Annotated in this window: 16 protein-coding genes and 2 rRNA genes; 5 read left to right on the forward strand and 13 right to left on the reverse strand. The window is 56.5% G+C overall.

All coding sequences use genetic code 11. From position 1 onward, the window contains the following. Positions 1–22 precede the first annotated feature (22 nt). The 5 genes from SH139x_RS18495 to trpD all read right to left on the reverse strand — a co-directional run bounded on the left by SH139x_RS18495 (position 23) and on the right by trpD (position 5102). A complete protein-coding gene (locus tag SH139x_RS18495; RefSeq protein ID WP_488351250.1) occupies positions 23–589 on the reverse strand; it encodes a hypothetical protein in 567 nt (188 codons plus the stop codon). Positions 590–789: 200 nt separating this feature from the next. Further along, complete coding sequence (locus SH139x_RS18500) at positions 790–1935, reverse strand: glycosyltransferase (RefSeq protein ID WP_488351251.1); 1146 nt, start codon at positions 1933–1935, stop codon at positions 790–792. Then, a complete protein-coding gene (locus tag SH139x_RS18505; RefSeq protein ID WP_488351252.1) occupies positions 1932–3152 on the reverse strand; it encodes a glycosyltransferase family 4 protein in 1221 nt (406 codons plus the stop codon). Before SH139x_RS18505 ends, SH139x_RS18500 begins: the two co-directional genes overlap by 4 nt. A 22-nt stretch (positions 3153–3174) precedes the next feature. After that, positions 3175–3741 carry a hypoxanthine phosphoribosyltransferase gene (gene hpt / locus SH139x_RS18510; protein WP_488351253.1) on the reverse strand — a complete coding sequence of 189 codons (567 nt, stop codon included), beginning with the start codon at positions 3739–3741 and terminating at the stop codon, positions 3175–3177. Between the two features lie 185 nt (positions 3742–3926). Beyond that, positions 3927–5102: an anthranilate phosphoribosyltransferase gene (gene trpD, locus SH139x_RS18515; RefSeq protein WP_488351254.1), complete on the reverse strand. Its 1176-nt coding sequence runs from the start codon at positions 5100–5102 to the stop codon at positions 3927–3929. Positions 5103–5342: 240 nt separating this feature from the next. On the opposite strand from trpD, the gene SH139x_RS18520 reads away from it, so the two are divergent. Next, entirely contained in the window at positions 5343–6284 is a 942-nt protein-coding gene (locus SH139x_RS18520; protein ID WP_488351255.1) for a nucleoside hydrolase, read from the forward strand. A gap of 150 nt (positions 6285–6434) precedes the next feature. Here SH139x_RS18520 and SH139x_RS18525 read toward each other — a convergent pair whose 3' ends face one another. From SH139x_RS18525 to SH139x_RS18545, 5 genes are all read right to left on the reverse strand, one after another. Next, on the reverse strand, positions 6435–7940 hold the full coding sequence (locus SH139x_RS18525; RefSeq protein ID WP_488351256.1) for an MATE family efflux transporter: 1506 nt from the start codon (positions 7938–7940) through the stop codon (positions 6435–6437). Positions 7941–7964: 24 nt separating this feature from the next. Beyond that, the gene (locus SH139x_RS18530) at positions 7965–8945 is read right to left on the reverse strand and encodes a rhomboid family intramembrane serine protease (protein ID WP_488351257.1); all 981 of its coding nucleotides are present in this window, start codon (positions 8943–8945) and stop codon (positions 7965–7967) included. A 4-nt stretch (positions 8946–8949) separates the two neighbouring features. After that, complete coding sequence (nagB, locus tag SH139x_RS18535; RefSeq protein WP_488351258.1) at positions 8950–9738, reverse strand: glucosamine-6-phosphate deaminase; 789 nt, start codon at positions 9736–9738, stop codon at positions 8950–8952. Positions 9739–9908: 170 nt separating this feature from the next. Then, entirely contained in the window at positions 9909–10799 is an 891-nt protein-coding gene (locus tag SH139x_RS18540) for a DUF58 domain-containing protein (protein ID WP_488351259.1), read from the reverse strand. A gap of 23 nt (positions 10800–10822) precedes the next feature. Then, positions 10823–12427 (reverse strand): hypothetical protein, encoded by a 1605-nt coding sequence (locus tag SH139x_RS18545; RefSeq protein ID WP_488351260.1) that lies wholly within the window; start codon positions 12425–12427, stop codon positions 10823–10825. A 310-nt stretch (positions 12428–12737) separates the two neighbouring features. Between SH139x_RS18545 and SH139x_RS18550 the strand changes: the two genes are divergently transcribed. From SH139x_RS18550 to SH139x_RS18560, 3 genes are all read left to right on the forward strand, one after another. Continuing rightward, entirely contained in the window at positions 12738–14102 is a 1365-nt protein-coding gene (locus tag SH139x_RS18550) for an ammonium transporter (RefSeq protein WP_488351261.1), read from the forward strand. 105 nt (positions 14103–14207) lie between these two features. Continuing rightward, positions 14208–17555: a S41 family peptidase gene (locus SH139x_RS18555; protein ID WP_488351262.1), complete on the forward strand. Its 3348-nt coding sequence runs from the start codon at positions 14208–14210 to the stop codon at positions 17553–17555. Positions 17556–17558: 3 nt separating this feature from the next. After that, positions 17559–19067 carry a PEP-CTERM sorting domain-containing protein gene (locus SH139x_RS18560; RefSeq protein WP_488351263.1) on the forward strand — a complete coding sequence of 503 codons (1509 nt, stop codon included), beginning with the start codon at positions 17559–17561 and terminating at the stop codon, positions 19065–19067. 811 nt (positions 19068–19878) lie between these two features. Here SH139x_RS18560 and rrf read toward each other — a convergent pair. Beyond that, positions 19879–19987: ribosomal RNA gene (gene rrf / locus SH139x_RS18565) — 5S ribosomal RNA — on the reverse strand. Positions 19988–20097: 110 nt separating this feature from the next. Further along, positions 20098–23001: ribosomal RNA gene (locus tag SH139x_RS18570) — 23S ribosomal RNA — on the reverse strand. 284 nt (positions 23002–23285) lie between these two features. Between SH139x_RS18570 and SH139x_RS18575 the strand changes: the two genes are divergently transcribed. Continuing rightward, positions 23286–23699 (forward strand): hypothetical protein, encoded by a 414-nt coding sequence (locus SH139x_RS18575; protein WP_488351264.1) that lies wholly within the window; start codon positions 23286–23288, stop codon positions 23697–23699. Here the strand turns inward: SH139x_RS18575 and SH139x_RS18580 are convergent. Next, complete coding sequence (locus SH139x_RS18580; RefSeq protein ID WP_488351265.1) at positions 23677–24204, reverse strand: histone H1-like repetitive region-containing protein; 528 nt, start codon at positions 24202–24204, stop codon at positions 23677–23679. The genes SH139x_RS18575 and SH139x_RS18580 overlap by 23 nt on opposite strands. Positions 24205–24338 lie beyond the last annotated feature (134 nt).

The following is a 24338-nucleotide window of genomic DNA, read 5'->3' on the forward strand; positions in this document are numbered from 1 at the left end:
GTCTCAACAGCTCTGCCTGCACCTACAACTGTCGGCTCGGCATTTGGCGGGGGAAAGGTAGGGGTTCGGCGGCCGGTGGATGACGGCCTGTTTCTTCGCGGTAACGAAGGCGTTCGCGACGTGACGCGTAATATCGCAACCAAGTCGCTTCATCATCATCGTCGAGGCATCGCCAGTGGAGGAAATTGCGGGGGAGATCGACTTTCTTTTCCCAAGCTGGCAAGATGTCGCGGTAAATGATGCTGTACAGTTGGCTGTCATCCAAGTGGTCGGTACATTCCAGCACAATCCGCTGTTCGTACAATTTGTAGATCACGTCCCAGAGCAGCGTGCTGAGTTGCTCTCCGTGAATTTGATCGGGATTGGGGAGCGACAATTCGGGCTCAAACCACTTGCTGATCGGCATGGCGGGAGCTCGTTCCCAGGCCAGCATCGAAGCCAGGTATTCGTTTTCAACAGTCAACGGCATCCGGCGCTGCGCCAAACCGCTGAGCGAATCATCCACGTAGGGTTCTAATTCGTCACGCAATTGGGCATTCAGCAACAGCTGCTCGACATCATCTAGCATCGGGCGGCCAGCATCAGACATGGGCGAATCATCTCGGTAACGAATCTTGGATTGAAGACTGTGCCCCGCAGGCACACGCCATTCGTTGATGACTCGAATTTATCAGCACGTTGCCTTTCCTCAACATCGAATTGAGTCAAATTGGGCAAACGGAGCGAAATTCATACCTAGGGGCTCGGTGGAATCGTTACCAGCGTCATGGTTTCCCACTCTGCGGGCGGCTAAGCTCGCGATGTAGTCGGGCTCAGCTCTTGATATAACGCGACGTGTGCCGCGACCATTTTGCTGACCGTGAACTGTTCGGCGATCAAGTTGGCGGCCTTGCGACCCAGGTCCGCGGCCAGTTGCGGATGGGTCCAAAGATGCTGGGTCTGCCGAGCAAAATCGGCTGTTTCTCCCATTTGGACAAGCGCGCCCGTTTCGTCATGAACGATCAAATCCCGATTACCGGGAATATCCGACACGATGCAGGGCAAGCCCATTTGCATCGCTTCCATCAACGCGTTGCTTTGCCCCTCATAACCGCTGGCCAACCAAAACGCGTCAGCCAACGGCAACAGGCTGGCAACATCTTCGCGTTGCCCGGCAAACACCACTCGGCCAGCATTCGATACCGCGTCGCGAAAGCGTTGCAGCTCACCCCGCTGCGGCCCATCACCGATGATGATTAAGGTCGTATCGTCTCCCCGCAACGTATTCATCATCTCGGCAGCCCAGATCAAATCACGGTAACGTTTCTGTGGCCACAAGCGTCCGACCGCGAAGATCCATTTGCGGCTCGCATCAATACCCAGGCTGGCCGCTAACTGCCCGCGAGTTACCGCCGTGTCAGCCGGCCGCTGGGGAATTGCGTTGGGGATCACGCGAAACAGCTCGGCGGGAATACCTCGTTGGCGATAGAAATCAACAACCCCCGAGCTGTTGGTCGTGATCGCTTGGCTGAACCGCGCCAAACGTCGATCGATGACCGCGTGCCGCCAAGTCTTCCAGAGGTCGACGCAGCGTTCCGAGCCGATGATCACGGGCACTCCGGCGGCGCGGGCCGCTTGACGCCCATAACTGTTGGCGGCGAATAAAAAAGTATGCACGACGTCGGGAGCCAGTTCCCGCAATTTGCGTTTCAATCGAAAGTACGCAGTGGGGTCAAACTTTCCCCGCTTGCCAATCAAAGTCGTGGGCACACCGGCCTCGGCAAGCTCTGGCATCCGCGCCCCACCCGCGGTCAATAAAACGACGTGCACGTCGATTTGCTGACGCAGCAACCCAGCCGCCAACAGGCAGACTTGACGTTCCGCTCCGCCGCGGTCCATGGTGGGAATAATCAATACGATGCGGAGGTTCGCCCGCGGGGCGTGGGACTCACTCATGCCGTGCTCTCCGCCGCCGAGCCGCTATCGCCAGCTTCGAGCGCAGGTGCGAGTTGTCGCAAACGCCGCAGCAACATGTCAATCTGCTGTTCCCGAGGTTGCGATTGCCGCAAGCACTCACGCAGCGTCAGGGCGCGCTGTTCGGCCTGCTCATAATCGTTCAAAATTGAGCTCAACGCGTCAGTGAAAGTGGCTGGATTCTCCGCCTCAAACCAGTGCAACTCCGCGGCTTGCCCACCAAAACGGGCCCGCGTCTCAACGGTATTGACAATCGCCACCGGAACCCCCGATGCAATCGCCATCGGCATTCGATGTTCCAAACCATCCGCCACGTTGGGGAGGACGTAAACATCGCTGGCGAGCAACAATTCATCAACGTGCCCAAAGCAGCCCGGCATGGCAACGCGGTGCCGAATTCCAGCTTCCACGAGCGTGCGGTGTAAGAGTTCGCGTTGCGGTCCGTCTCCGACAAACCAAACTCGCAATTCATTATCTTTTTCCAACAGCGGGACAATCCCCGCAGCCACATCCAACAAGCCCGCTCGCTCATGCATGTCGGCCACCACCAACACCACGCGGCCGCCGGCCGGTACCAACAAATCGTGGTTGATCGCTTGTAACGCCGCGCGGGCGGCAAGTTGCCGTTCAGTGCCGCGACGGATCACTGCGGGGACGCCATCGTCGCAGCGAAGCACTTGCTCTCGCTTGGCCCCGCTGGAGATTAACCCCCGAGCCGCGGCGGCATCGGGAGCCAGCAGCGTGGCCGCTTTGAGGCAATCTTGAAAGGTGCGGCGATTGCCGCGCGACTGACCAGCCCAAGCCACGTCAGACCAAGCTCCGACTCCGCCGCAACGGACCACGGCCGCGCGACGCGAACGCAACGCCGCATCAACAACCGCGGCACCCTCTTCACGCATGTTGTCCGCGTACAAGACGTCGAAGCGAGGTGCCTGTTCGCGCAACCAACGCGTTAAGCCCCTCACATATAGTGCTGCTGACCAATCCCCCCGCGGCGCGGCGACAGGGCGAACCACCTCAAATTCGCGAAAACTCAACTCGCTCGGCCAGGAAGCAGCGAACCGCGCCGCCAACAAAGTGGGACGCACGCCACGTTCTCGCAAACCCTCGGCCAAACTGGCTAACCGACCCGCCGCATCGTTCGCGTGCGGCCAAAAACGACGCGTGACAAGCAGAACCGCTAACTCATTATGCGACATGCGAAGAGTTTCCACGCCCGCTTCAGCCATCGTGAGCTTCGGTCAGAAAAGCTCGCGTCTCCATCGGAGTGCGTTCTAAATCGTGCGGCTCCAAGACGGCCAAAAACGGCAAATTGCGGTAGTGGTCTTGATAGTCCAACCCGTAGCCAACCACAAATTCATCAGGGATCGGAAAAGCCACAAAGTCGGGACGCAAAGTAACATCGGTGGGACGTTGCTTGTGCAAGAGCACGGCAGTCCGTACCGAACGTGCCCCCAGTTCGCCGACCCGATCCACCAACGAAGCCAAGGTTTTACCGGTGTCAAAAATGTCGTCGACCAGCAGCACATCGCGTCCCCGAATGTCGATCAACATTTGCGTCTCGACGGTCAACTCCCCGCTCGACGTTCCCCCGCGGTAACTGCTGGCACCGATCACCCCCACCCGCAACGGCATTTCCAATTGGCGGATCAAGTCCGCCAACAGCACCAAAGCGCCCGTCATCACTGCCACCACGGTCAAAGGTTCCGCGCCATAGCACTGCCGAATCTCAACGGCCAATTGGGAAACCCCTTGCCGCAGTTCTTGTTCCGAAAGCAAAACTTTCATAAGTTCCCTCAACGTTTACAGCCCAGCAAAACTTCCCGCTGAGGCGTCATGATTGCTAGCTTGATCCTGGAAGATTCGCATCAACTTAAGTCGATCTGCGGAGCTCCGCCGGCCCCCTCCACAATGTACCAATTCTCGGCCCGCCCAACAGCTAGTTGCTAGTTGCTAGGGGCTAGGGGCTCGCTTCAGCTAACGGCTGAATGTTGTTGCGTGAAGCTGGCGAAGCTCCCCAGTTGTCTCTCGGCAGCCCTGCTATCGATCGTTTGAGCTGCCAACTCAGCACCCGCCAACAGATCTCCCGTGCGGCCGACCAGCCAAAACGCGACCGCCGCGTTGGCCACGACCGTATCGCGGCAGGGGCCCGGTGTGCCGGCAAAAATCGCTCGAATAATCCGCGCGCTGTGTTGCGGATCGACCGCTTGCAATGCTTCCACTCCAGCCGGTTCCAAGCCAAACGTCTCAGCGGTCCACTGGTGCGTGGTCAACTGACCAGTCCCAGCGACTTCGATCGCCGTGGTGACCCCGTCGAGCGAAACCTCATCCTGCCCGTCGCCACCGCGAACGACCACCGAGCGACGCGTTCCCAGGCTTTGCAAGGCCGCGGCCAATACCTGCTGCTTGGCTTCGCGACCGGTGCCTAACAACTGATGCGTAGCCCCGGCAGGATTGCAGAGCGGGCCAAGTAAATTAAACATCGTGGGCGAAGCAATTGCTTTGCGAATCGCCGCCACATGCCGCATAGCGGGGTGCAAACGTGGCGCAAAACAGAAGCAGAGTCGCAGTTCCCGCAACGATTGCTCGACGACACCCCGGTCTGACTCGATCTGCACACCCAGCTCTGCCAACACGTCGGCCGACCCCGAGCGGCTGGTTGCTTTGCGATTGCCATGTTTGGCCACCGGCACTCCCGCCGCGGAAACAACAATCGCCGCAGCGGTGCTGATGTTGAAGGTGCCAGAGCGACTGCCGCCGGTGCCGCAAGTATCGAGCAGGCAGTCCTCGACGGAAGCTTGCTCTCCTCCAATAGCTTGCTCTCCTCCAATAGCTTGCTCTCCTCCAATAGGCTGTGAGCCAGTCTCCGCGGGCACATCGTTTGGTTCAGCGGTGGCGGCTTGATTCGCCGTGCGGAGCACGCGAATCGGTGTCATATGTTGTCGCATGGCTGTCGCCGCGCCGACCAATTCCGCTGCCGTTTCGCCTTTTTCCGCCAGAGCGATCAAGAGCCGCCGCACAAGCTCAAAATCTGACGAATCGGCGGCAATGTTGCCTACCAATAATTCGCCGACGAGCGCTGCCGTGGTCGACTCGGAAAGGTCTTTTCCGGCTTCCACCGCTTCCAGTGCAGATACAAAATCGGCCATTCGGTCTTTCCAAGTGTTGAGGGTGCTGAGTGCTTTGTTATCTGAACTGCGGGGGGCAAACCAGTTTGGCATAGACACCACGCCGATTTTTGGGCAATTTTAACGTCAATAGACGCCACGAATACACCCGCTTGCTGTGTTTTCCAGTCTCCGGTCCACGCGTTTCGGCGGTTGCTTACCGCTGGCAAGCGTTACCTGATCGGTCTTTCCTCAGCTTGGCAATCACCCTAGAATCGGACCATGAGCAGGAAAATCATTATCGATTGTGATCCGGGCATCGACGACGCGGTGGCAATATGCATTGCCCTGTTTGATCCGCGAGTTGAGGTCTTGGGTTTGACAGCGACCGCTGGTCGGGTCGACGCGGACCAAGCGACGACCAATTTGCAAGCCATTTTGACAACGCTCGACCCGGCCAAATACCCGCGGATCGGTGCGGCCCAGCCGATCGATAACGCGCCGGTCGAAGACGATCTCGAATTGCATGGCCCGGACGGCTTGGGCGGCTTGAACTTCGAGGCCGACAACCGCCAGCATCGCCAAGCCAGCGATAAAGTCATCAGCGAGATTTTGCGGCAACATCCTGGCCAAGTCACGCTGGTTTGCTTGGGCCCGCTGACCAACGTGGCCCGCGCTTTTCAACGCGATCCTGGACTGGAGGAGATCGTTGATCGAGTGATCATCAGCGGCGGAGCCGTAGCCCGTGGCGGCAATGTCACGCCCGCTTCGGAATTGAACATGTACTTCGATCCCGACGCGGCCCGCGCCGTGTTTCACTCGGCCACCACCAAGAGCTTAGTGCCGCTCGATGTCACTGAAGAAGTTCTGTTTGGCCTCGATCTGCTTGAAAAGCTACCCGCTCGTTATTCCCGCGCCGGCGGCTTGCTGCATCGCCTGCTGCCTTTCATGTTCCGCTCGCAACATCAACGTTTGGGGCGTGAACTGATCCCGCTCTACGACGCCGTCACCATCATCGCCGCGTTAGAACCCGATTTATTTCAGTGGACGGAAATGGCGGGTGATGTGGAAACGCAAGGATTAATTACTCGTGGGGCCACGATTTTTGACCGTCGTTATCGCCGCGGTTGGCAGTTCAACATGGAAGTCGCCACCGAAGTCGATTTCGCGGAAATCAGTTCGCAAATCATCCGCGGCTTACGCTACGCCGGTCAATGTACCTAAGCACCTCCGCACAAGTCATTAAACAACACGGAATCAGCCGGAATGCGTCAGCGTCCCGTTCCTCGGAACCGTGAGTTAGCACGCAACCGCTGAGATAACCGAAAGACTTATGTCGAGGTGCTTGAGTCTCCCAAGCGAACTCCTGGGCGGCTAAGTCTCTAATAAGGGCGTTTCTTGCACCAGCCGCTTGTGTTTCCAGTGCCCTTGCAGGTAGCGGATGATCATGAGCAGCGCGAGCATCCAAATCCAAGCGGTGATCACATACCACCAGTAGAGCAGTCCGCCGCTGGCTGGCTCGAACAGCAGCCCGACCGCTAGCGCCACGGAGGAGGCCGTTCCAGTCGCGACGAGCACATACCAGGTATCTCCCGCACCGCGCAACACGCCGGCCAGTACCAACTGGATCCCATCGAACAAGATATAAGCGGCCACAAAGCCGAGCAGCCCGACCGCGGTATCCGTTGCCAAAGTCAATTGCTGGGCAGATGCGGCAGCCGCTTGGCTGGTCGGTTCTCCGCCGGCAACCGCCGTGTGCTCGTAAAAGGACATCACGAAGTGCGGCGCGGAGACATATAAGATCGCCCAACTCGCGGAGTACACCATGGCTATCAATAGCGTCGTGTGAGCCGCCCGCACGGCAATCCTGGCTCCCGATCGCGTCAAGTGCTGGCCGACCACCACCGAAGCGGCGATCGAAACACCGATCAATGGCACAAAGGCGATCATGTTGAAGTTGATGGCCATCGTGGTGGCTTGCAACGGCATGCTGCCGAGCTGGCCAATTTGCAACACGATCACGGTGAACGCACCCGCTTCGGCCAGATGCTGGAGCCCGGCGGGAAAACCAAAGAACAACAAGCGACGTCCCATCGCCCAGTCAACGGTGAATCCTGCGAACAGCTGATACTGCTCACGAAAGCGGGGCCGCAACAAAAGATAGGCGTACGCGACCGCCTTGAACCAAAAACTGACCACGCTGGCTGCCGCCGCTCCGGCAATACCCATGGCCGGAATCGGACCCCAGCCAAAAATGAGAGGTACGTCGAGCAACAGATTCAATATCGCGGCCGCCACGTTGATCCACATCACGGTCATCGTGCGGTGGGTTCCGCTGAAGAACCCACTCAGCGAGGCTTCCAAGACTCCCGCCACCGAGCCGATCATCAACACGCGAAGATAGACAGTCTCCAATTCGAGCAGTGCTGGGGATTGCCCTGTCCAACGAAACAGTTGAGGAGCGAAATATGCGGCCAGCATCCAAGCCGGTATCGTGGCAAAACTGAGAAACACCGTCTGCCACAGAAATCGCCCCACTTGGTCCGCGCGGTTGGCGCCGATGTACTGGGCAACAAATGCCCCCGACATCGAGGCGATTCCCAGCGGCAAGCAAATCAGCGCCCAAAACAAGTTGCCGGCCGCCATCGCCGCACTCATCGAATCACCGTCGTAGCGCAACAATAGCGTCCGGTCGGCAAACAGCACCAGCGACAAACAACCGGAGCTGACCATTAACGGAAAAGCTACGCGAAGGACCTCGCCAATGCCTCCCGGACCTCGCGGCCACGCGGGTAATTTACGTTCCGCATGCGGGTCGGCGGCGGGCGTGACGGGTGGCGCGAACGGCTGCGGCAGGGACGGAGCGTCGGTGGCGTTCAACGAGGTGTCCCAAACTCAAACGTGTTAACGGCGAAGAAAATCTAACAACCCCAGGGAGGCAACAGCGCCGGTCGCAATCCCTCCCAGGTGGGCGAGGTTGGCCACACCTGCGCCGATCGGGCTGCCTGGAATCATCGACAACACGACGAACCCCAACACAAAAGCCACATTGATAGGTGGGACACGAAAAGGAACGGAAGGTTCGATCATGGGACGCAGCCACAAGAACACGAACAATGCCAGCGCGACCCCAGAAGCGCCAATCACGTTCGCCGACGCGCCGAGAAATTCCGGCCCATAGGCTTGCGCTAAATTCCCAATCACACCTCCCAGCAAAAACAACGCGCAGAAAAAGAGGGGGCCAAACAGCACCTCCAGGATTCTGCCGGCGAAGTAGACAATCAAGCAATTAAACAGCAGGTGCATCGGCGAACCGTGCAGAAAAATTGGCGTGATCAACCGCCAGACTTGTCCTTCCAAAACATATTTCATCGGCCCCGCTTCGGGATCGTTGGTGTAGCGCGGAACCAGCGTCAGCGCATTGAAGATCCGAATCGACGTGGGCAATTCATCAAACGACTTAATCGCTCGCGGACCACCCCGCATGTTACCAAAGCTGGTCACGATCGAGAGTACGACGCAAGCCGCAATCACGCCCACGGTAAACCGCGCCGGTTTGCTGAAGCCGCCGAAACCGCCCGGTGACCCCTTGGCTTGGAAGGGTTTATGCAGCTTGGCCCGCTCCCGCAGTTCGCTTAACCGCTCGCGGCGCATCTGCTCCGCCAGTTCCTTAACATCAAACTTCTCTGCCCCCGGGTTCTCGCGAAATTCTCTCAAGGCCTCGCGGGCTACGGGCAATCGATCTTCGTCGCGGACCCACACATCGAACACTGGCGAATCGCCATCGGAGGCAGCTTCGACGTTCGTCGCAATCCCCTGGGTGTATAGGTACTCGGCAAACTTTTCCGCTTGCCCTTTTGTGAGATCTCCGCCAATTCGTCGCATAAGTTTACTCCACGCCACCGCAAAGTTGACGTTGTGCCGCTTCGGCCATTCGATAGTATTCGTGTCGTTGCAGTTGCCCAGCGGCCGCTTCGTCGAGAATGATGATCACCTGGGAATGCAACTGCAGCGCCGACGCGGTCACCATGGCGGTCACTGGACCTTCGATCGTGGCGGCGACCGCCGCCGCTTTCGCTTCCCCGGTGGCCACCAGCAGACAGCATCCGGCTCGCAGAATCGACCCCACCCCCATCGTAACGGCAAGGCGAGGCACGGCAGCTGGGTCGCCAAAAAAGCGGGCGTTGTCGGCAATGGTCTCCGCTGTCAAATGTTTAACCCGCGTCGCGCCGGCCAGTGAAGAACCCGGCTCGTTGAAAGCAATATGACCGTCGCGGCCGATCCCAAGTAACTGCAAGTCAATTCCGCCGGCGGCCTCAATCGCCGCCTCGTAAGCGGCACAAGCGCCCGCCAGGTCAGCCGCCATGCCATCGGGCAAATGGCATCGCTGCGGAGATAAATTCACGTGATCGAACAGCTGTTCGCGCATAAAGCGGTGGTAGCTCTCCGGGTGATCAGGAGCCAGTCCCACGTACTCATCCAAGTTAAACGTGGTAACAGCGGCGAAATCGAGCTCCCCGCTCCGGTGCCATTCGATCAATTGCTGGTAACAACCAATCGGCGTTCCCCCGGTGGCCAGGCCCAACACAATTTGCGGGTTCGCACGCACTCGCTCGGCGATTACCTGGGCTGCCAATTTTGTGGCACTGGCGGGATCAGATTCAATAATGACGCGCACGGTGAGATCGGAGGGGTGCCTGGTAGGTTCGAAAGATCAATATTCGCGGTCCGTAGCCTACCAAGAGCCCAGTGGACCACCAAGAGCCCAGAAGCTCACCAGGAGCCCCGAAGCTCAATCTTAGTAGCTGTCACTTGTGATACTCGTGCTCGTGCTCAGCGAAGCGGCGTTTAAAAACGAGATTGGCGGTTGATTAAGTATTCCGTCAGCGCGCGATCGAATGGCATACTTGTATCAAGTGGCACATAATCGATCCGCATTTGGTTGCAGCGCTGTTGATAAGCTTCACGAAAGGCAGCTAGCTCCCGCAGATATTCGCCGCGAAAACCGCTGGCATCGACTGGCACCCGCTGACCACTTTCGGGATCCTCAAACTCCACCGGGCCGTCAAAGGGAAAATTGACTTCGGCCTCGTCGAGCACGTGAAAGAGGATCACATCGTGGCCGGAGTGGCGCAGCCGCGCGAGCGCTGCGTAAGTTGGTTCTGGATCGCCGAGCAGATCCGAGAAAAGCATTACCAGGGCGCGTTGTTTTAGCATCGCGGCGACGGCCGTTAAGCAGCCCGCCAAATCGGTCTGGCCACTCGGTTTCAGGCGGGCGAGCTGAGCCAAACAGTCTGCCGAATGACCGCGGCGAGATCTGGCAGGCAATTGGGCCCGCACTTTTTCGCCAAAGGTCAACAAACCGACCGGGTCTTGCTGCAGCGTCATCAAATAGCAGAGCGAAGCCGCCAAACAGACCGAATACTCAAACTTTGTCAATTCTTGCCGGTGGGTGTAGCCCATCGACTCCGAAAGGTCCATCACCAAGTAACCGGTGAGGTTTGTTTCGGCCTCGTAGCGTTTGACGTAATACTTGTCGGTTTTGGCGTAGGCCAGCCAGTCGATCGTCTTGGGGTCGTCACCTTGGTGATATCGTCGATGTTCGCTGAACTGGACCGAAAACCCGTGGTAGGGGCTGGCATGCAGCCCCTGGAGAAAACCTCGCACCACCATCTTCGCCCGCAAATCAAGTCGTTTGATCTGATTGATGACTTGCGGGGAGAGCGGCGAAGCGGACAAGAGGGGACCTTTTGGTTAGGCTCTTACAAATTGGTGCGTTCCAAAGCTAACATCTGCTGATAACGCTGCACCACCGCGGGGTCAGCAAAAATGGGCAAATTATTCGCCAGCGCAATGGACTCGACAGATTGTAGCAAGCGTTTCAGCTGGACTTGTTCCAGCTCCGAGCGATTCGATTCGGCTTTTCGCTCCGTTTGATCCGCAAATCGCTCGGCAAAGTCCTTAAACAGTTCCCAGTTGGGGATTTCTTGCTCCAAATCGTCGAGGCTCAATCCCACCCCGGCCAACTCTTGCAGTTTTTCCACTTTTTCAATTTCAGGCCAATGCTCGACAATGGCGTCCCGCAATTCTCCTTCGAGTTCTCGGAACCGCCGGCGATCGGCTCCGCCACGGCGACGATTCAGCCGCCGCTCGCGTTGCGATCTCTTCAATTGTTGTTCAATTTCGGCGACCGGGGTGTCCAACGACAGGCCGAGTTGAGTTGCCAAACCGCGGACGATTTCAGCGTTGACGAAGTCGGCTATGGCCACCAAATCGCCGAGCGAACCGCTGGCCGTAACCAGTTCGACCGCTGCGAATTCGGCCGCTGCGGGAGCTGCCGCGACATTATTCTCGTCGTTTGCGTCCGTCGCTTCAGCGTCTTTCCCATCCGCTTGCTGCGATTCGTCTTTATTCGGTTTCGTGCGACTGAAGGATCTCAGCAGGGCATCGCTACAGCGAAGCGGAATATCGATCGTCTCACCAACCAAGACGGCGTAGATGTGCGCTTCGGCGAAGGAGACTTGGCCATCGCCATCCCGGTCGACATCGACGATCGGTTGGCCGTTGCGCGATTGACCGCAAATTGCACCCCAGAAATAGCTACTGTATTCGCGATCGTTGGAGATATCGGGCCGACATCCGGCTGCGGGTAGATTGTGCTGTTGAGCGAAAAAGCCGCACCGCAGCCCGGCAGCCAACCCCCGCTCTTCTTTTCCGCCGGAGAAAATGGTGTGGGCGTAGCCACCGCAGTAGCACTGGGCCATCACCATGATTACCGGCACATCTTGGGGCACTTCGTCGAGCCAGTCGGCGAATTCCGAAGCACGAATGGAACTCCGATTCCAGCAATGAATTTTGGTGTCAAAATCGTTTTTGGTTTTGGCTGGGCCGCCATGCGCTGTCACGTAGACAAAAAAACGATCGTCACTGGTCAGCGACTTGACGACCTCTTCAAAACCGAGGCGAATTTCATCGGGCTGGTTGCTGCCGGCAATGTTGGGAATGTCGTGATCACGATATTCGACCTGATCGAACTTCCAGTCAAATAGCGAGCCGAGTAACGATCGCACAACGGTTTCACCGCCGGGGTGCGAGGCTGTCTGCACGTCGGCTTCGGGGTCACTGCCGTCGGCAAAAAAAATCCGATGTTCGAAAGGTTTGTCCCCCTCGCGAGACTCGACCAGCGAATGGAAAAATAGCACATTCGCTTCCATCGAGGCTTGGTTGCCGTGCGGCGCATACCCGCCACCAATCGTCAAAAAATAGTCTTTGGCCTCAGCGGTGGACATTTGCCACCCGACAAAGCTAGCCAGCAATACGAAACTGCCGGCGATGCGAGAAACCGTTATTTTATGCACGGAAGACATTCCGAGGCCTCTTGAGAAACGGGCGATGGAAAGTAAGCTCAGGGGCGCTGCGGCGGTCCAAGCTTGTCAGCACCACAATTTGAGGTTTTGACGGGACCGCAACTCAGTATACGCGCTGGGAAATTGCGAAGAGAGTTTTTTCCGGTTCGAGATCGGCTATTCTATGCGGGACGGCGGTACCGTTTGATTTTATTGTTAGGCTTTCACTTACTCTTGCGATTGGGATTTGCAGATGATCCGACCGGTCTTGCTACTTTGTGGCATGCTGCTATTCATGTTCAGCGGCGCCCCGTGTTATGCGTGGCAGGGCATGATGTTTAAACCCATGACTGAGGAAGAGTTAAATTACGTGCCGGAGGAGCAGCCTGCTGCTTACGCGGAGACTGCTGATTACGGTGAGATGGCGGCCAACAACAGCTGGATGATGGTGGCCTCGGCGATGGTTCTATTCATGACGGCCCCCGGCTTGGCGTTGTTTTACGGTGGTTTGGTTCGCCGCAAGAATGTGCTCAGCGTGCTCATGCAGTGCTTCTTCTTGATGGGGCTGATGACAATCTTATGGGCGATTTACGGATATTCGCTGGCCTTTGGCCAAGGCAATCCCTTCTTCGGCACGATTGAGCATTTGTTTTTGCGGGGGATTCCGCGGGAGTGGAATGCGGTGCTGGGTCAGTCAGTGACGCCGATGCGGGGTGGCATTCCAGCGATGACGTTCATGTTGTTCCAAGGAATGTTTTTCATCATCACCCCGGCCCTGATCTGCGGAGCTTTTGCTGAGCGGATGAAGTTTTCGGCGATCGTGTTGTTTTCGATTCTCTGGGGCACTTTTATCTATTGCCCGCTGGCCCACATGGTTTGGAACGATAACGGGTTTCTTTTTTACGGAGCGGAAGGCGCGTTATACGGCGGAGCACTCGATTTCGCCGGCGGAACCGTGGTCCACATCAGCAGCGGCTTTTCGGCGTTAGTGGCGGCCTATTTGGTTGGTCCCCGCATGGGCTTTGGACGGGAACCGTTGCCGCCTCACAACTTAACTTACACCGTCGTCGGCGCGGCCATGCTATGGTTTGGCTGGTTCGGCTTCAACGCCGGCAGCGCGCTGGCCGCTGATGGTTTAGCCACCAGCGCCTTCTGTGCGACTCATTTTTCGGCAGCTGCCGGGGCGGTCACTTGGGCACTGTTCGAACGCGTTCTCAACGGCAAACCGACCGTACTCGGTGCTTGCAGCGGGGCCGTCGCCGGATTGGTCTGCATCACGCCGGCTGCCGGATTTGTCGGTCCGATGTCGGCCCTGCTCATCGGCTCGATCGCCGGGATCGTTTGCTATTGGGCCTGCGCGTGGCTGAAATGGATTTGTCGCTACGACGACGCCCTCGATGCTTTTGGGATTCATGGTATTGGCGGCACCGTCGGAGCGATTTTAACCGGCGTGTTCGCCACGCGAGCGGTTAACAACATGGCCGACGGCAACCCTGTGGGCGGGATCGATGGCAATTGGAGCTTAATGTGGGGCCAATTAGCGGCCGTCGGCGTGACCATCCTGATCTCCGTGGTGGGTACTTACCTGCTGCTGGTCCTTGTTCGCATCTTGGTTGGCTTACGAGTCACCGGTGAAGATGAACGTCGCGGTTTGGATGTCTCCGATCATGGCGAAGAAGGTTACATGATCGTCTAGTCATTTTGCTGGTAAATGGTTGCCTTTGGCCGCGAATCGAACGAAGATCAGTGAGCAATGCTCACTGATTATTTGCCACAGCACTCAATACACCAGCCTAGAGTCATGATGCACCGCTCCGCCATGCTATTTTGTTTGCTGCTGCTCAGTCCGTCTTGGGGTCTCGCTGAAGAACCAATACGGATGGTCAGCGACCCCAATCTATCTCCCGATGGTTCGCAAATTGCCTTCACTTGGCGGAGTGATGTGTGGGTTGCTGACTCCTCCGGCGGAACAGCTCGCAGGCTGACGACCGACCCCGGAAATGATCGACAGCCACATTTTTCACCTGATGGCGAGACGGTCGCTTTTGTTAGCAATCGCACAGGCTCAAATCAAATCTATCTCGTTCCCGCAACCGGCGGGACGCCTCGCCAAGTCACCTTCCACAGCGAAGGCTATTCAATTCATGACTGGTTCCCCGACGGCAAGTACCTATTGGCCAGCGGATCACGGGACCATTTTTGGCGAGGTGCCGAGCGGTTGCTGAAGGTCAACGTCGAGCAACGACGCGCCGATGTCGTGTTGGCTAATGCCACAGTCGCCGGAGCGTCAATCGATCGTGAGGGTAACCGCGTGCTCTTGGTTCGCGAAGGAGAACGTTGGTGGCGAAAAGGTTACAAAGGTGAACGCGCCGCTCAAATCTGGATGCTCGATCTCGAATCGGCCGAGTTCACTGAATTATTGCACGAAGGGATTGGTTGCCGTTGGCCGCTGTGGAACCGCAACGGCAAGTCCTTCTTCTTTACCAAAGGGGACAGCCACGGGTTCGATCTGTGGCGTTACCGTCTCCCCGGTTCGTCCGAAGAAGTAGGTGTGCAGACGCGAATCACCGGTTTTGAGGATGACTCAATCGTCTTCCCCGCGATCGCGCGGAACAAAAATTTAATCGTCTTTCGACACCTCTTTGATCTCTATCGCTTCCAGCCTGGCAAAGACGAAACTCCCAAGAAAATTGAGTTCACCTATGCCGGCGATCCCAATGTCGATCCAGACGAATTGCGTCGCACGCTCGACGAAGCGGATGAAGTCGCTTTTACCGAAGACGGCTTGGAAATGATCGTCGCCGCCGGTGGTGATCTCTGGGCCATGGACACAGAATTGCAAGAACCAGTCCGGCTCACCGAAACCGGCTCTTTTGAATCCTCTCCAGTATTTGGGCCTGACAATCAAGCCGTGTACACGGTTGCCAAGCGTGATGGCCAAGTCGATATCTGGAAAGTCGAGAAATTGGACGAAGCCGCTTACTGGTGGCAACCGGGCGATTATCGCTGGACTCAGATCACCGACGACCCCAACGTCGAATCCGATCTGCGGATCTCACCACAAGGAGACCACCTCTACTACGTCCGTGATTTGGGCAGCTTACATCGTCGCACGATCGACAGCGACGAAGTGCCGATCCAGTTGACCAACGCCTTCTCGGCACCCGACTACGACGTTTCTCCGTGTGGCCAATGGGTCGCCTACGCGGAAACGGATGACGATTTCAACAGCGAAATCTGGATTCGCCGATCAGATGGTTCCGCGGAACCGCACAACATTTCTCAACACCCCGATGATGATCGCAGTCCGCGATTCTCACCGGACGGAAAACTATTGGCTTTTACCGCCCGGCGCATCGATACCGAAGTCGATATTCACTACGTGTGGCTGCAAGACGAAGAATCGCAACGCACGCGTCGCCAGCGGAAGCTGGATGAAGCTTTGCAGAAAATGCAAAAGAATCGCAAGGAAAAAGCCAGCAAGGACCAACCGGTTTCCGATGCACCCACGGGCGATGAACCAGCGAGTGGCGACGACGCAGAGGTCCAAGCCGATACCGCCGACGGCGAACAAGCGGACAAGGAGCAGCAGCCCGAAGCGACGCAAATCGATTTCGAAAATATTACCGAACGGATCGAGCGGATTTCCATCCGCAACGCCTTTGAGGGCGGGTTATTTTGGTCTCCCGAGGGCGACAAACTGGCATTCTTCACCGAGATCGACGGGGAACGCGGAACATACACCGTGACCTTTCCCGCGGAGCTGACTCCGAAACGCTTGACTTCGGAGCGAATTTCCAACCCCCGCTGGACCAAAGCCGCCAAGGGGATCCTGGGAATCGTTTCCAACTCGCCTGTGCATGTCGATCCCAACGGTAAGGTCAACCGCTATAGTTTTTCCGCACCGCAAGTTTTGTCGCGAAGCGAGCGTTTCCGCGATGGCTTTGAAGTCGCTTGGATGGTGATGCGAGATCGCTGGTACGACCCGCGTCACGCCAACCGCAACTGGGCGGAAGTGCGACGCAAGTTCATTGAAATGTCAGCGGCGGCCGGCGATGAGTCGACGTTTGCCGAGGTGGTGCAGCTGATGCTGGGCGAGCTAAATGGTTCCCATAATGGCTTTTCCCCGCGCCGCTCGGGCTCATCCTCGCGGCTGGAATGGACTGATACCACGGCCCATTTGGGAGTCCGATTTGATGGTGATTTCGCCGGCCCCGGACTGCTGGTCCGCGATGTCTTGATGAATGGTCCAGCCGATCGCGTCGATAGCTCCTTGCAGGCGGGAGATGTGATTACTCGCATTGACGGCGTGGCCGTCGATCCCGCCATGGACCTGACTCTGGTGCTCAACGGTCGTCTCGATCGTGACATCAAACTGGATGTGCAGCGAAAGCGAGAAGCGGCAGCTGACGTCGAGGAAATCCAAGTGACAATCCGGCCTATTTCTTTCGGGGCCGCGCGGGGGCTGCTGTACGAACACTGGCTGGAGCACAATCGCCAAATGGTCGCCGATTTGAGCGACGATCGATTCGGCTATCTGCACATCCGAGGTATGAATATGCCCAGCTTTTATGAGTTCGAGCGACAGCTCTATCGCGTCGGTTACGGTCGCGAAGCATTGGTGATCGATGTTCGTGATAACGGGGGTGGATCGACCACCGATCTGTTGCTGACCGCGCTCACTCAGCCCCGCCACGCCATCACCGTTCCCCGTGGCGGTGGCCCCGGATATCCGCAAAGCCGCATGGTTTACGCCGTTTGGCAAAAACCGATTGTCGTCCTCTGCAATCAAAACAGTTACAGCAATGCCGAAATTTTCTCCCACGCCATCAAGCAGCTCGGCCGTGGAAAACTGGTCGGCGTGCAAACTGCCGGCGGTGTGATCAGCACCGGTAGCGTTGGCATCACCGATCTGGGAACCATGCGAATGCCATTCCGTGGCTGGTTTGTGGCCGACACGGGACTCGACATGGAGCTCAACGGCGCCTTGCCTGATCACGTTGTCTGGCCGCTGCCTGGGGAACTGCCGGCCGGTGAAGATCGCCAGCTAGCCAAAGCCGTGGAGGTGCTGACTGCGGAGATTGCTGAAAACCCAGCGAAGACTCCGCAACTAATTTACGCCAGCGAGGCAGAAGCTGATCAGGAGTAAACCTTGTTTTCCCCAGCCCCCGCCAACATCGTCGATTTAACTGCCCCCCTCCGAATTGCTCGGGAGCTTGGGGCTTTTTTAGCTCGTCGGCGAAGCTGCCCCGGCGTGCTGCCGCCAACGACGATGTTGCTGTGGAGTGTTTTGTTCTGCCAGCAAGCGACCGCTCAGTACCGCACTGAAATCGGTTACGACACTTTGCTGGCAGAGCGTGGGGAGGCTTTGGAAGATGGCAGCGGTGTTGAAGTCGCTATCGCCGAGGCTTTTGTTAACAATCGCTACCTACCAAACTTTGACGACCCGGAGTTTTCCGGCAAAACGCTGGTCGACGCCAGCAATGGTCCGCAGGGTACCTCCGGTCACGCCAACAACGTGACGCGTCGCTTTGTCGGCAACACCTCGAGCATCTCGGCTGGTGTCACGCAAGTCACTCTCTATCAGGCCGATGATTGGGTCGACCGGGTACTCGGTGCTGACTCCGGCGCCGATCCTCAATTACCAAATTATCAAATTCAAAATAATAGCTGGATTGGTAACTTTACTGACAACAACGAAGCCATCGATCTGCTCAACCGGATCGATTACGTCGTCGACAAATCGGACGTGTTGATGCTGGGGGGAACCTCAAACAACAATAATGGCGTGCCCGACGTCATGGGCAACGGATACAACGCCATGATTGTCGGTCGCACCAGCGGCAACCACGGGTCGGGTTTAACCACGATTAACGGTGCGGGACGCGTCAAGCCCGACATTGTCGCCCCGGCGACCAACAGCAGTCTGGCGACTCCCACGGTGGCTTCCGCGGCAGCGATACTCTACGAGGCGGGACAAGGCACCGCAGCAACACGCAGCGAAACGATGCGGGCAATCCTGATGGCTGGGGCCACCAAAGCCGAGTTCCCCTCCTGGGATCGCACGACAACGCGACCGCTGGACGAAGTTTTCGGCGCCGGCGAGCTGAACATCTACAACAGTTATCAGATCCTGCAAGCTGGTCCGGTCGCCCCCGCAATCGCTGCCCCCACCTTTGCCGTCGGTTTAAGTGGCTGGAGTTACGTCGAAGAAATTACGGCAGCTGATACCCTGTTTTTTAAATTCGAAGTCGACTCGGGGTTTGTATTGGACGAGTTGTCGATATCGCTGAATTGGAATCTGCAAGTTAATGATTTGAATCCAGACCCGGCGATTTTCGATCCGGAAACCAGCTTGGCGAATCTAGATTTGCATTTTTATGACTCCAGCGATTCATTTTTGGGGACGCTAGTCGATGCCAGTCTGAGTTCCGTGGACAACGTTGAGTACCTATATTTGCAAAATTTAGCCGCCGGCATGTATACGCTGCAGATCAGCGGAGATGGTGTGACCGATTTTGGGCTAGCGTGGCACGGTTCACTGCAAGCAGTACCCGAACCGGGCACTTGGCTGTTACTGTCATTTGCCGCCGCTACTCTAACCTGGCGGAAAATCGCAGGCGAGAAAAGACAACGAAAGCAGGCAGCGCAGGCAATCTAAAGCCTGAAAACGAATGCAGCACTTATCCCTCGCGTGCTTAATCTGACTTATTCGGGTGAATCATAACTCTGAGACCCGCAAAGGTAGGCCCGCTAATCGACGCGAATGAAGAGCAGAAGAATGATTGGTGATCGGTAGGGTATTTTTCATCCGCGTTCATTCGCGCCATTCGCGGGCAGACCACACCGCGAGCCGCCAGCGTCCCCAGCCCATCCGACCGGAATATTCCCACAAGGCCATCTGCTGGCGGGAGCAATCGCGCCGGAACGAACTCTGACCATCGATCGGAAAAGAATTGTCCGCTAATCACCGCTAATGGGCGCGAACGAAGACCAGAAAAATGATTGGTGATCGGTAGGAATATCCATTCGCGTTCATTGGCGGAGATGGCAGTCTAAAAGGGAGCAACCGTGGCAGCCGAAAACGGAGCCAGGTAGTTTGATGGGGGCGCGAATGAGGGGCAGAAAAATGATTGGCGATCGGCAGGCGTTCTCGATTCGCGTTCATTGGCGCCCATTTCCGTGGTTAGCGGGCAAACTCCGCCGCAAACACCAAGCGACCTCAACCCATCCGACTGAAATATTCCCTGAAGCTACTCGTTCTCGGGAGCAGCCACTGCGGAACAAACTCTCGCCATCGAACGGGAAAGACTTGCCCGCTAATCACACGCCAATCGACGCCGGTGCGGTGCAGGAAGCTAGCTGAAGATAGGCATGATCTTTCAAGCGGGTCAATCGCGGGGCCGACTGGCCTTCCGTGTTGAGGGAATAAAAAAACCCACTTGGTCTTGCGACCAAGTGGGTTTTTTAAAATCCGGCGGTACCTACTTTCACGCTGGTATGCACTATCATCGGCTCGGAAAGCTTAACTTCTGTGTTCGGGATGGGAACAGGTGTGGCCTTTCCGATATGTTCACCGGAAAGACTCATGGCGAGATATTTCGCACGCCATGAGCCGTGTTGTTGGGTAAATAAGCGGTTGTGAGAGCGGGATCAAGCGATCAAGCTTGAACCACGAGTGCAAGATAGTGATGGTCAAACATTCGCCCGTTAGTACTGGTTAGCTCAACACGTTACCGTGCTTACACGTCCAGCCTATCAACCTGGTAGTCTTCCAGGGGGCTCTCGTCTTGCGACTACGAAACCTAATCTCAGGGAGGGCTTCACGCTTAGATGCTTTCAGCGTTTATCCTTTCCGAAGTTAGCTATCCAGCCGTGCCGCTAGCGCGACAACTGGGACACCAGAGCTTCGTCCAACTAAATCCTCTCGTACTAAAGTTGAACCCCTTCAAGTTTCGAACGCCCACGGCAGATAGGGACCGACCTGTCTCACGACGGTCTGAACCCAGCTCACGTACCACTTTCATTGGCGAACAGCCAAACCCTTGGGAGCTTCTACACCCCCAGGATGTGATGAGCCGACATCGAGGTGCCAAACCGCCACGCCGCTGTGGACGCTCGGTGGCGATAAGCCTGTTATCCCCGGAGTACCTTTTATCTGATGAGCGATGGCCCTTCCATTCGGGACCACCGGATCACTAAGACCTGCTTTCGCACCTGCTCGAGTTATATCTCTCGCAGTCAAGCACACTTCTACCTTTACGCTCTTCGCCTGATTACCGACCAGGCTGAGTGTACCATTGCACTCCTCCGTTACTCTTTGGGAGGAGACCGCCCCAGTCAAACTGCCCGACTGACACTGTCCTTCGCCCGGATTCACGGGATCGAAGTTAGAATTAAAGCATGACCAGGCTGGTATTTCAACAACGACTCCACAGACACTAGCGTGCCCGCTTCATAGTCTCCCAGCTATCCTACACAAGACATACCTCAACCCAATATCAGCCTACAGTAAAGGTTCACGGGGTCTTTCCGTCTAACCGCGGGTATGTGGCATCTTCACCACAACTACAATTTCACCGGGTCGGTGGTTGAGACAGTGCTCCAGTCGTTACGCCTTTCATGCAGGTCGGAACTTACCCGACAAGGAACTTCGCTACCTTAGGACCCTCATAGTTAGGGCCGCCGTTTACCGGGGCTTCGGTTGCGAGCTTCGCCGTGAGGCTAACCCTCTTCCTTAACCTACCGGCACCGGGCAGGCGTCAGTCTCTATACATCCACTTGCGTGTTAGCAGAGACCTGTGTTTTTGATAAACAGTCGCTAGAGCCGATTTTCTGTGGCCCACTCTCGTGGGCGCCCCTTATCGCGAACTTACGGGGCCATTTTGCAGAGTTCCTTAACCACCGTTCTCCCGAGCGCCTTAGACTACTCGTCTCACCTACCTGTGTCAGTTTTAGTACGGTTAAGTGTGCTTCAAAGCTTAGAAGCTTTTCTTGGACATCCTTCCAACATCATCCAGAACTTGAATGCTGTTAGCTCCGGTCCTTGAACGTTTATGGGGCGGATTTGCCAACCCCTATTCTTGGACCGGAGCAACGGACATTTCTAATCGTCCGCATGCTTTTCGGATGCCGTCCCTCCATCGCTCCACACACCTAGCGCGGGAATATTGACCCGCTATCCATCGTCTACGCCTTTCGGCCTCGACTAAGGTACCGGCTAACCCTGGGCGGATTTACCTTCCCCAGGAAACCTTAGGCTTTCGGCGAGCAGGATTCTCACCTGCTTTATCGTTACTCATTCCGGCATAATCACCCGATGGCCCCGACACCGCTCTTTACAGTACGGCTTGTATCTGACCATCGGCGCTCTCCTACCGCTCTAGTTAAAAACTAGAACCCGCTGCTTCGGTATTGCACTTACTCCCGTTCATTATCGGCGCAGAATTGCTCGACCGGTAAGCTGTTACGCACTTTTTAAATGGTGGCTGCTTCTAAGCCAACATCCCGGCTGTCTAAGCAATTCAACTTCCTTAGTGACTAAGTACAATTTGGGGACCTTAGCAGGCGATCTGGGTTGTTTCCCTCTCGACCACGGAGCTTATCCCCCGTGGACTGACTCCCGAGATAGTTATCACGGTATTCGGAGTTTGGTTCAGTGGGGTACCCCGGGAAGGGCCCCCATCCGATTCAGTATCTCTACCCCCGTGACATAGTGGCTCGAGGCTATCCCTCAAGATATTTCGGAGAGAACGAGCTATCTCCTGGTTTGATTACACTTTCAGTCCTCCCCACAAGTCATCCCCTCGGTTTTCAACCCAAGTGGGTTCGGTCCTCCACGCAGTTTAACCCGCGCTTCAACCTGCTCATGGGTAGTTCACACAGGTTTCGCGTCTACGGCATGTGACAATTGTCGCCCTATTCAGACTCGGTTTCCCTTGGGCTACGACCCGTAAGGTCTTAACCAGGCCACCTACCGTAACTCGCCGGATCATTATGCAAAAGGCACGCCGTCACCCGTGGCAAAAGCCATAGGGCTCCGACCGCTTGTAAGCACATGGTTTCAGGTTCACATTCCTCCCCTAGCAGGGGTTCTTCTCATCTTTCAATCACCCTACTGGTTCGCTATCGGTCGTCAAAGAGTATTTAGCCTTACGGGATGGTCCCCGTGGATTCAGTCCAGGTTTCACGTGCCTGGACCTACTCAGGTATCTTTCGGAAGGCGGATCGATTTTCGCGTACGGGCCTGTCACCCTCTATGGTCAAACTTCCCAGAATGTTCCACTAATCGTCCGCTTGGTAACTTCACAATGAAAGACCCTACAACCCCGCAGAGGAAACCCCCACGGTTTGGGCTATTCCGATTTCGCTCGCCGCTACTGACGGAATCGATTTTTCTTTCTCTTCCTCCGGTTACTTAGATGTTTCAGTTCACCGGGTTTGCGATTTCCTACCTATGTATTCAGTAGGAATCTGTTCGGGAATCTCGGGATCATCGCTCGTTTGTCAACTCCCCCAAGCTTTTCGCAGACTTCCACGCCCTTCATCGCCTTTTGACGCCAAGACATCCCCCATGTGCCCTTGATAGTTTGACCATCACAATCTTGAACTCGCCGGACACTTAAATACTGAATACCAACTTATCCTCGATCACGATGAACCATCAACGATAAATTCGCTTGCCCCCTCGCATGCCTAACTCAATTTGAGCCAAACTCCTCAGGGCCAAACAAGAATCCTTGCAGTCTCATTCTAACAGCTGTCTTTTTAACCACCTCTAACACCACCGAGCGTAAGCAAACCAAAGCTTGCCTTACCTAGCAGATCAGAAGCGGCCTCGCCAAACAGCTGCGTGACGCTCTCACAGAGTTTCACCCGATTGCAACCACTGGCTTTCACCAGAGGCCACAAACTTGTGGTGCTCTTAGATGCTTTTTACCCAACAACCAAATTGTCAAAGATCGATATTCCGCAGCGAGCAACTACGCTGCTCACCTCAGAAAATTTCCTAACAGTCACCCGCTCGCGACCGTTGCCAGTTGGCCGTGTCACTCGCTTGGCTGCTGTCAGGGATGGGAAAGATAGAGCCCGCAGCGGTCCGCGTCAACAACTGGAAGGCAAACTTTTGAAAAGTTCTTCAAAATGCTTCGCCCAAGCAGCGAGCGTGGACCGTAGAGGGCAACAGAAAGTGCGTAAATTACGCACTTGCGCCCGCCTCAAGGGCTGTGACGGAAAAGGAAAAAAACCGCTGGCGAACGCCCTGCATGAGCTCACCCAAGGTAATCTCGAATAGCACCAACGGTACCGAATGAGGGGCAAAGGCGAAGGAAAAGCTTCTCCGCAACTCCCTTCTCCGCAACTCCCTTCTCCGCAACTCCCTTCTCCGCAACTCCCTTCTCCGCAACTCCCTTCTCCGCAACTCCCTTCTCCGCAACTCCCTTCTCCGCAACTCCCTTCTCCGCAACTCCCTTCTCCGCAACTCCCTTCTCCGCAACTCCCTTCTCCGCAACTCCCTTCTCCGCAACTCCCTTCTCCGCAACTCCCTTCTCCGCAACTCCCTTCTCCGCAACTCCCTTCTCCGCAACTCCCTTCTCCGCAACTCCCTTCTCCGCAACTCCCTTCTCCGCAACTCCCTTCTCCGCAACTCCCTTCTCCGCAACTCCCTTCTCCGCAACTCCCTTCTCCGCAACTCCCTTCTCCGCGGATCTCTTCGCAGCGGATCTCTGCTCACGCAGCTCTAGATATTTGCTTACCGATCCCTGGTAATAGCCCCATCGAGAGAATGCTGGCGACAGCAACCGGAATGCGATGTTTACCCAGGTGGTGATTGGGCGGCCTAGATAAACGACCTGCTAGTCTCGCTTTCCATTCGCCACAGGGGCCACACTCTGGCCAGTCACGGATGGCCGGACGAGTTGATTTCAAGAAAATA

This window comes from Kothea flammea, assembly GCF_052161645.1.
GTDB lineage: Bacteria > Planctomycetota > Planctomycetia > Pirellulales > Pirellulaceae > Laterigemmans.

What these genes read in the sequence shown, in the direction of transcription:
- SH139x_RS18550 (WP_488351261.1), top strand. Translation starts at nt 12,738, where the DNA reads ATGATGTTTAAACCCATGACTGAGGAAGAGTTAAATTACGTGCCGGAG.
- SH139x_RS18530 (WP_488351257.1), bottom strand. Translation starts at nt 8,945, where the DNA reads ATGCGACGAATTGGCGGAGATCTCACAAAAGGGCAAGCGGAAAAGTTT.
- SH139x_RS18555 (WP_488351262.1), top strand. Translation starts at nt 14,208, where the DNA reads ATGATGCACCGCTCCGCCATGCTATTTTGTTTGCTGCTGCTCAGTCCG.
- SH139x_RS18495 (WP_488351250.1), bottom strand. Translation starts at nt 589, where the DNA reads ATGTCTGATGCTGGCCGCCCGATGCTAGATGATGTCGAGCAGCTGTTG.
- SH139x_RS18505 (WP_488351252.1), bottom strand. Translation starts at nt 3,152, where the DNA reads ATGTCGCATAATGAGTTAGCGGTTCTGCTTGTCACGCGTCGTTTTTGG.
- hpt (WP_488351253.1), bottom strand. Translation starts at nt 3,741, where the DNA reads ATGAAAGTTTTGCTTTCGGAACAAGAACTGCGGCAAGGGGTTTCCCAA.
- SH139x_RS18520 (WP_488351255.1), top strand. Translation starts at nt 5,343, where the DNA reads ATGAGCAGGAAAATCATTATCGATTGTGATCCGGGCATCGACGACGCG.
- trpD (WP_488351254.1), bottom strand. Translation starts at nt 5,102, where the DNA reads ATGGCCGATTTTGTATCTGCACTGGAAGCGGTGGAAGCCGGAAAAGAC.
- SH139x_RS18545 (WP_488351260.1), bottom strand. Translation starts at nt 12,427, where the DNA reads ATGTCTTCCGTGCATAAAATAACGGTTTCTCGCATCGCCGGCAGTTTC.
- SH139x_RS18500 (WP_488351251.1), bottom strand. Translation starts at nt 1,935, where the DNA reads ATGAGTGAGTCCCACGCCCCGCGGGCGAACCTCCGCATCGTATTGATT.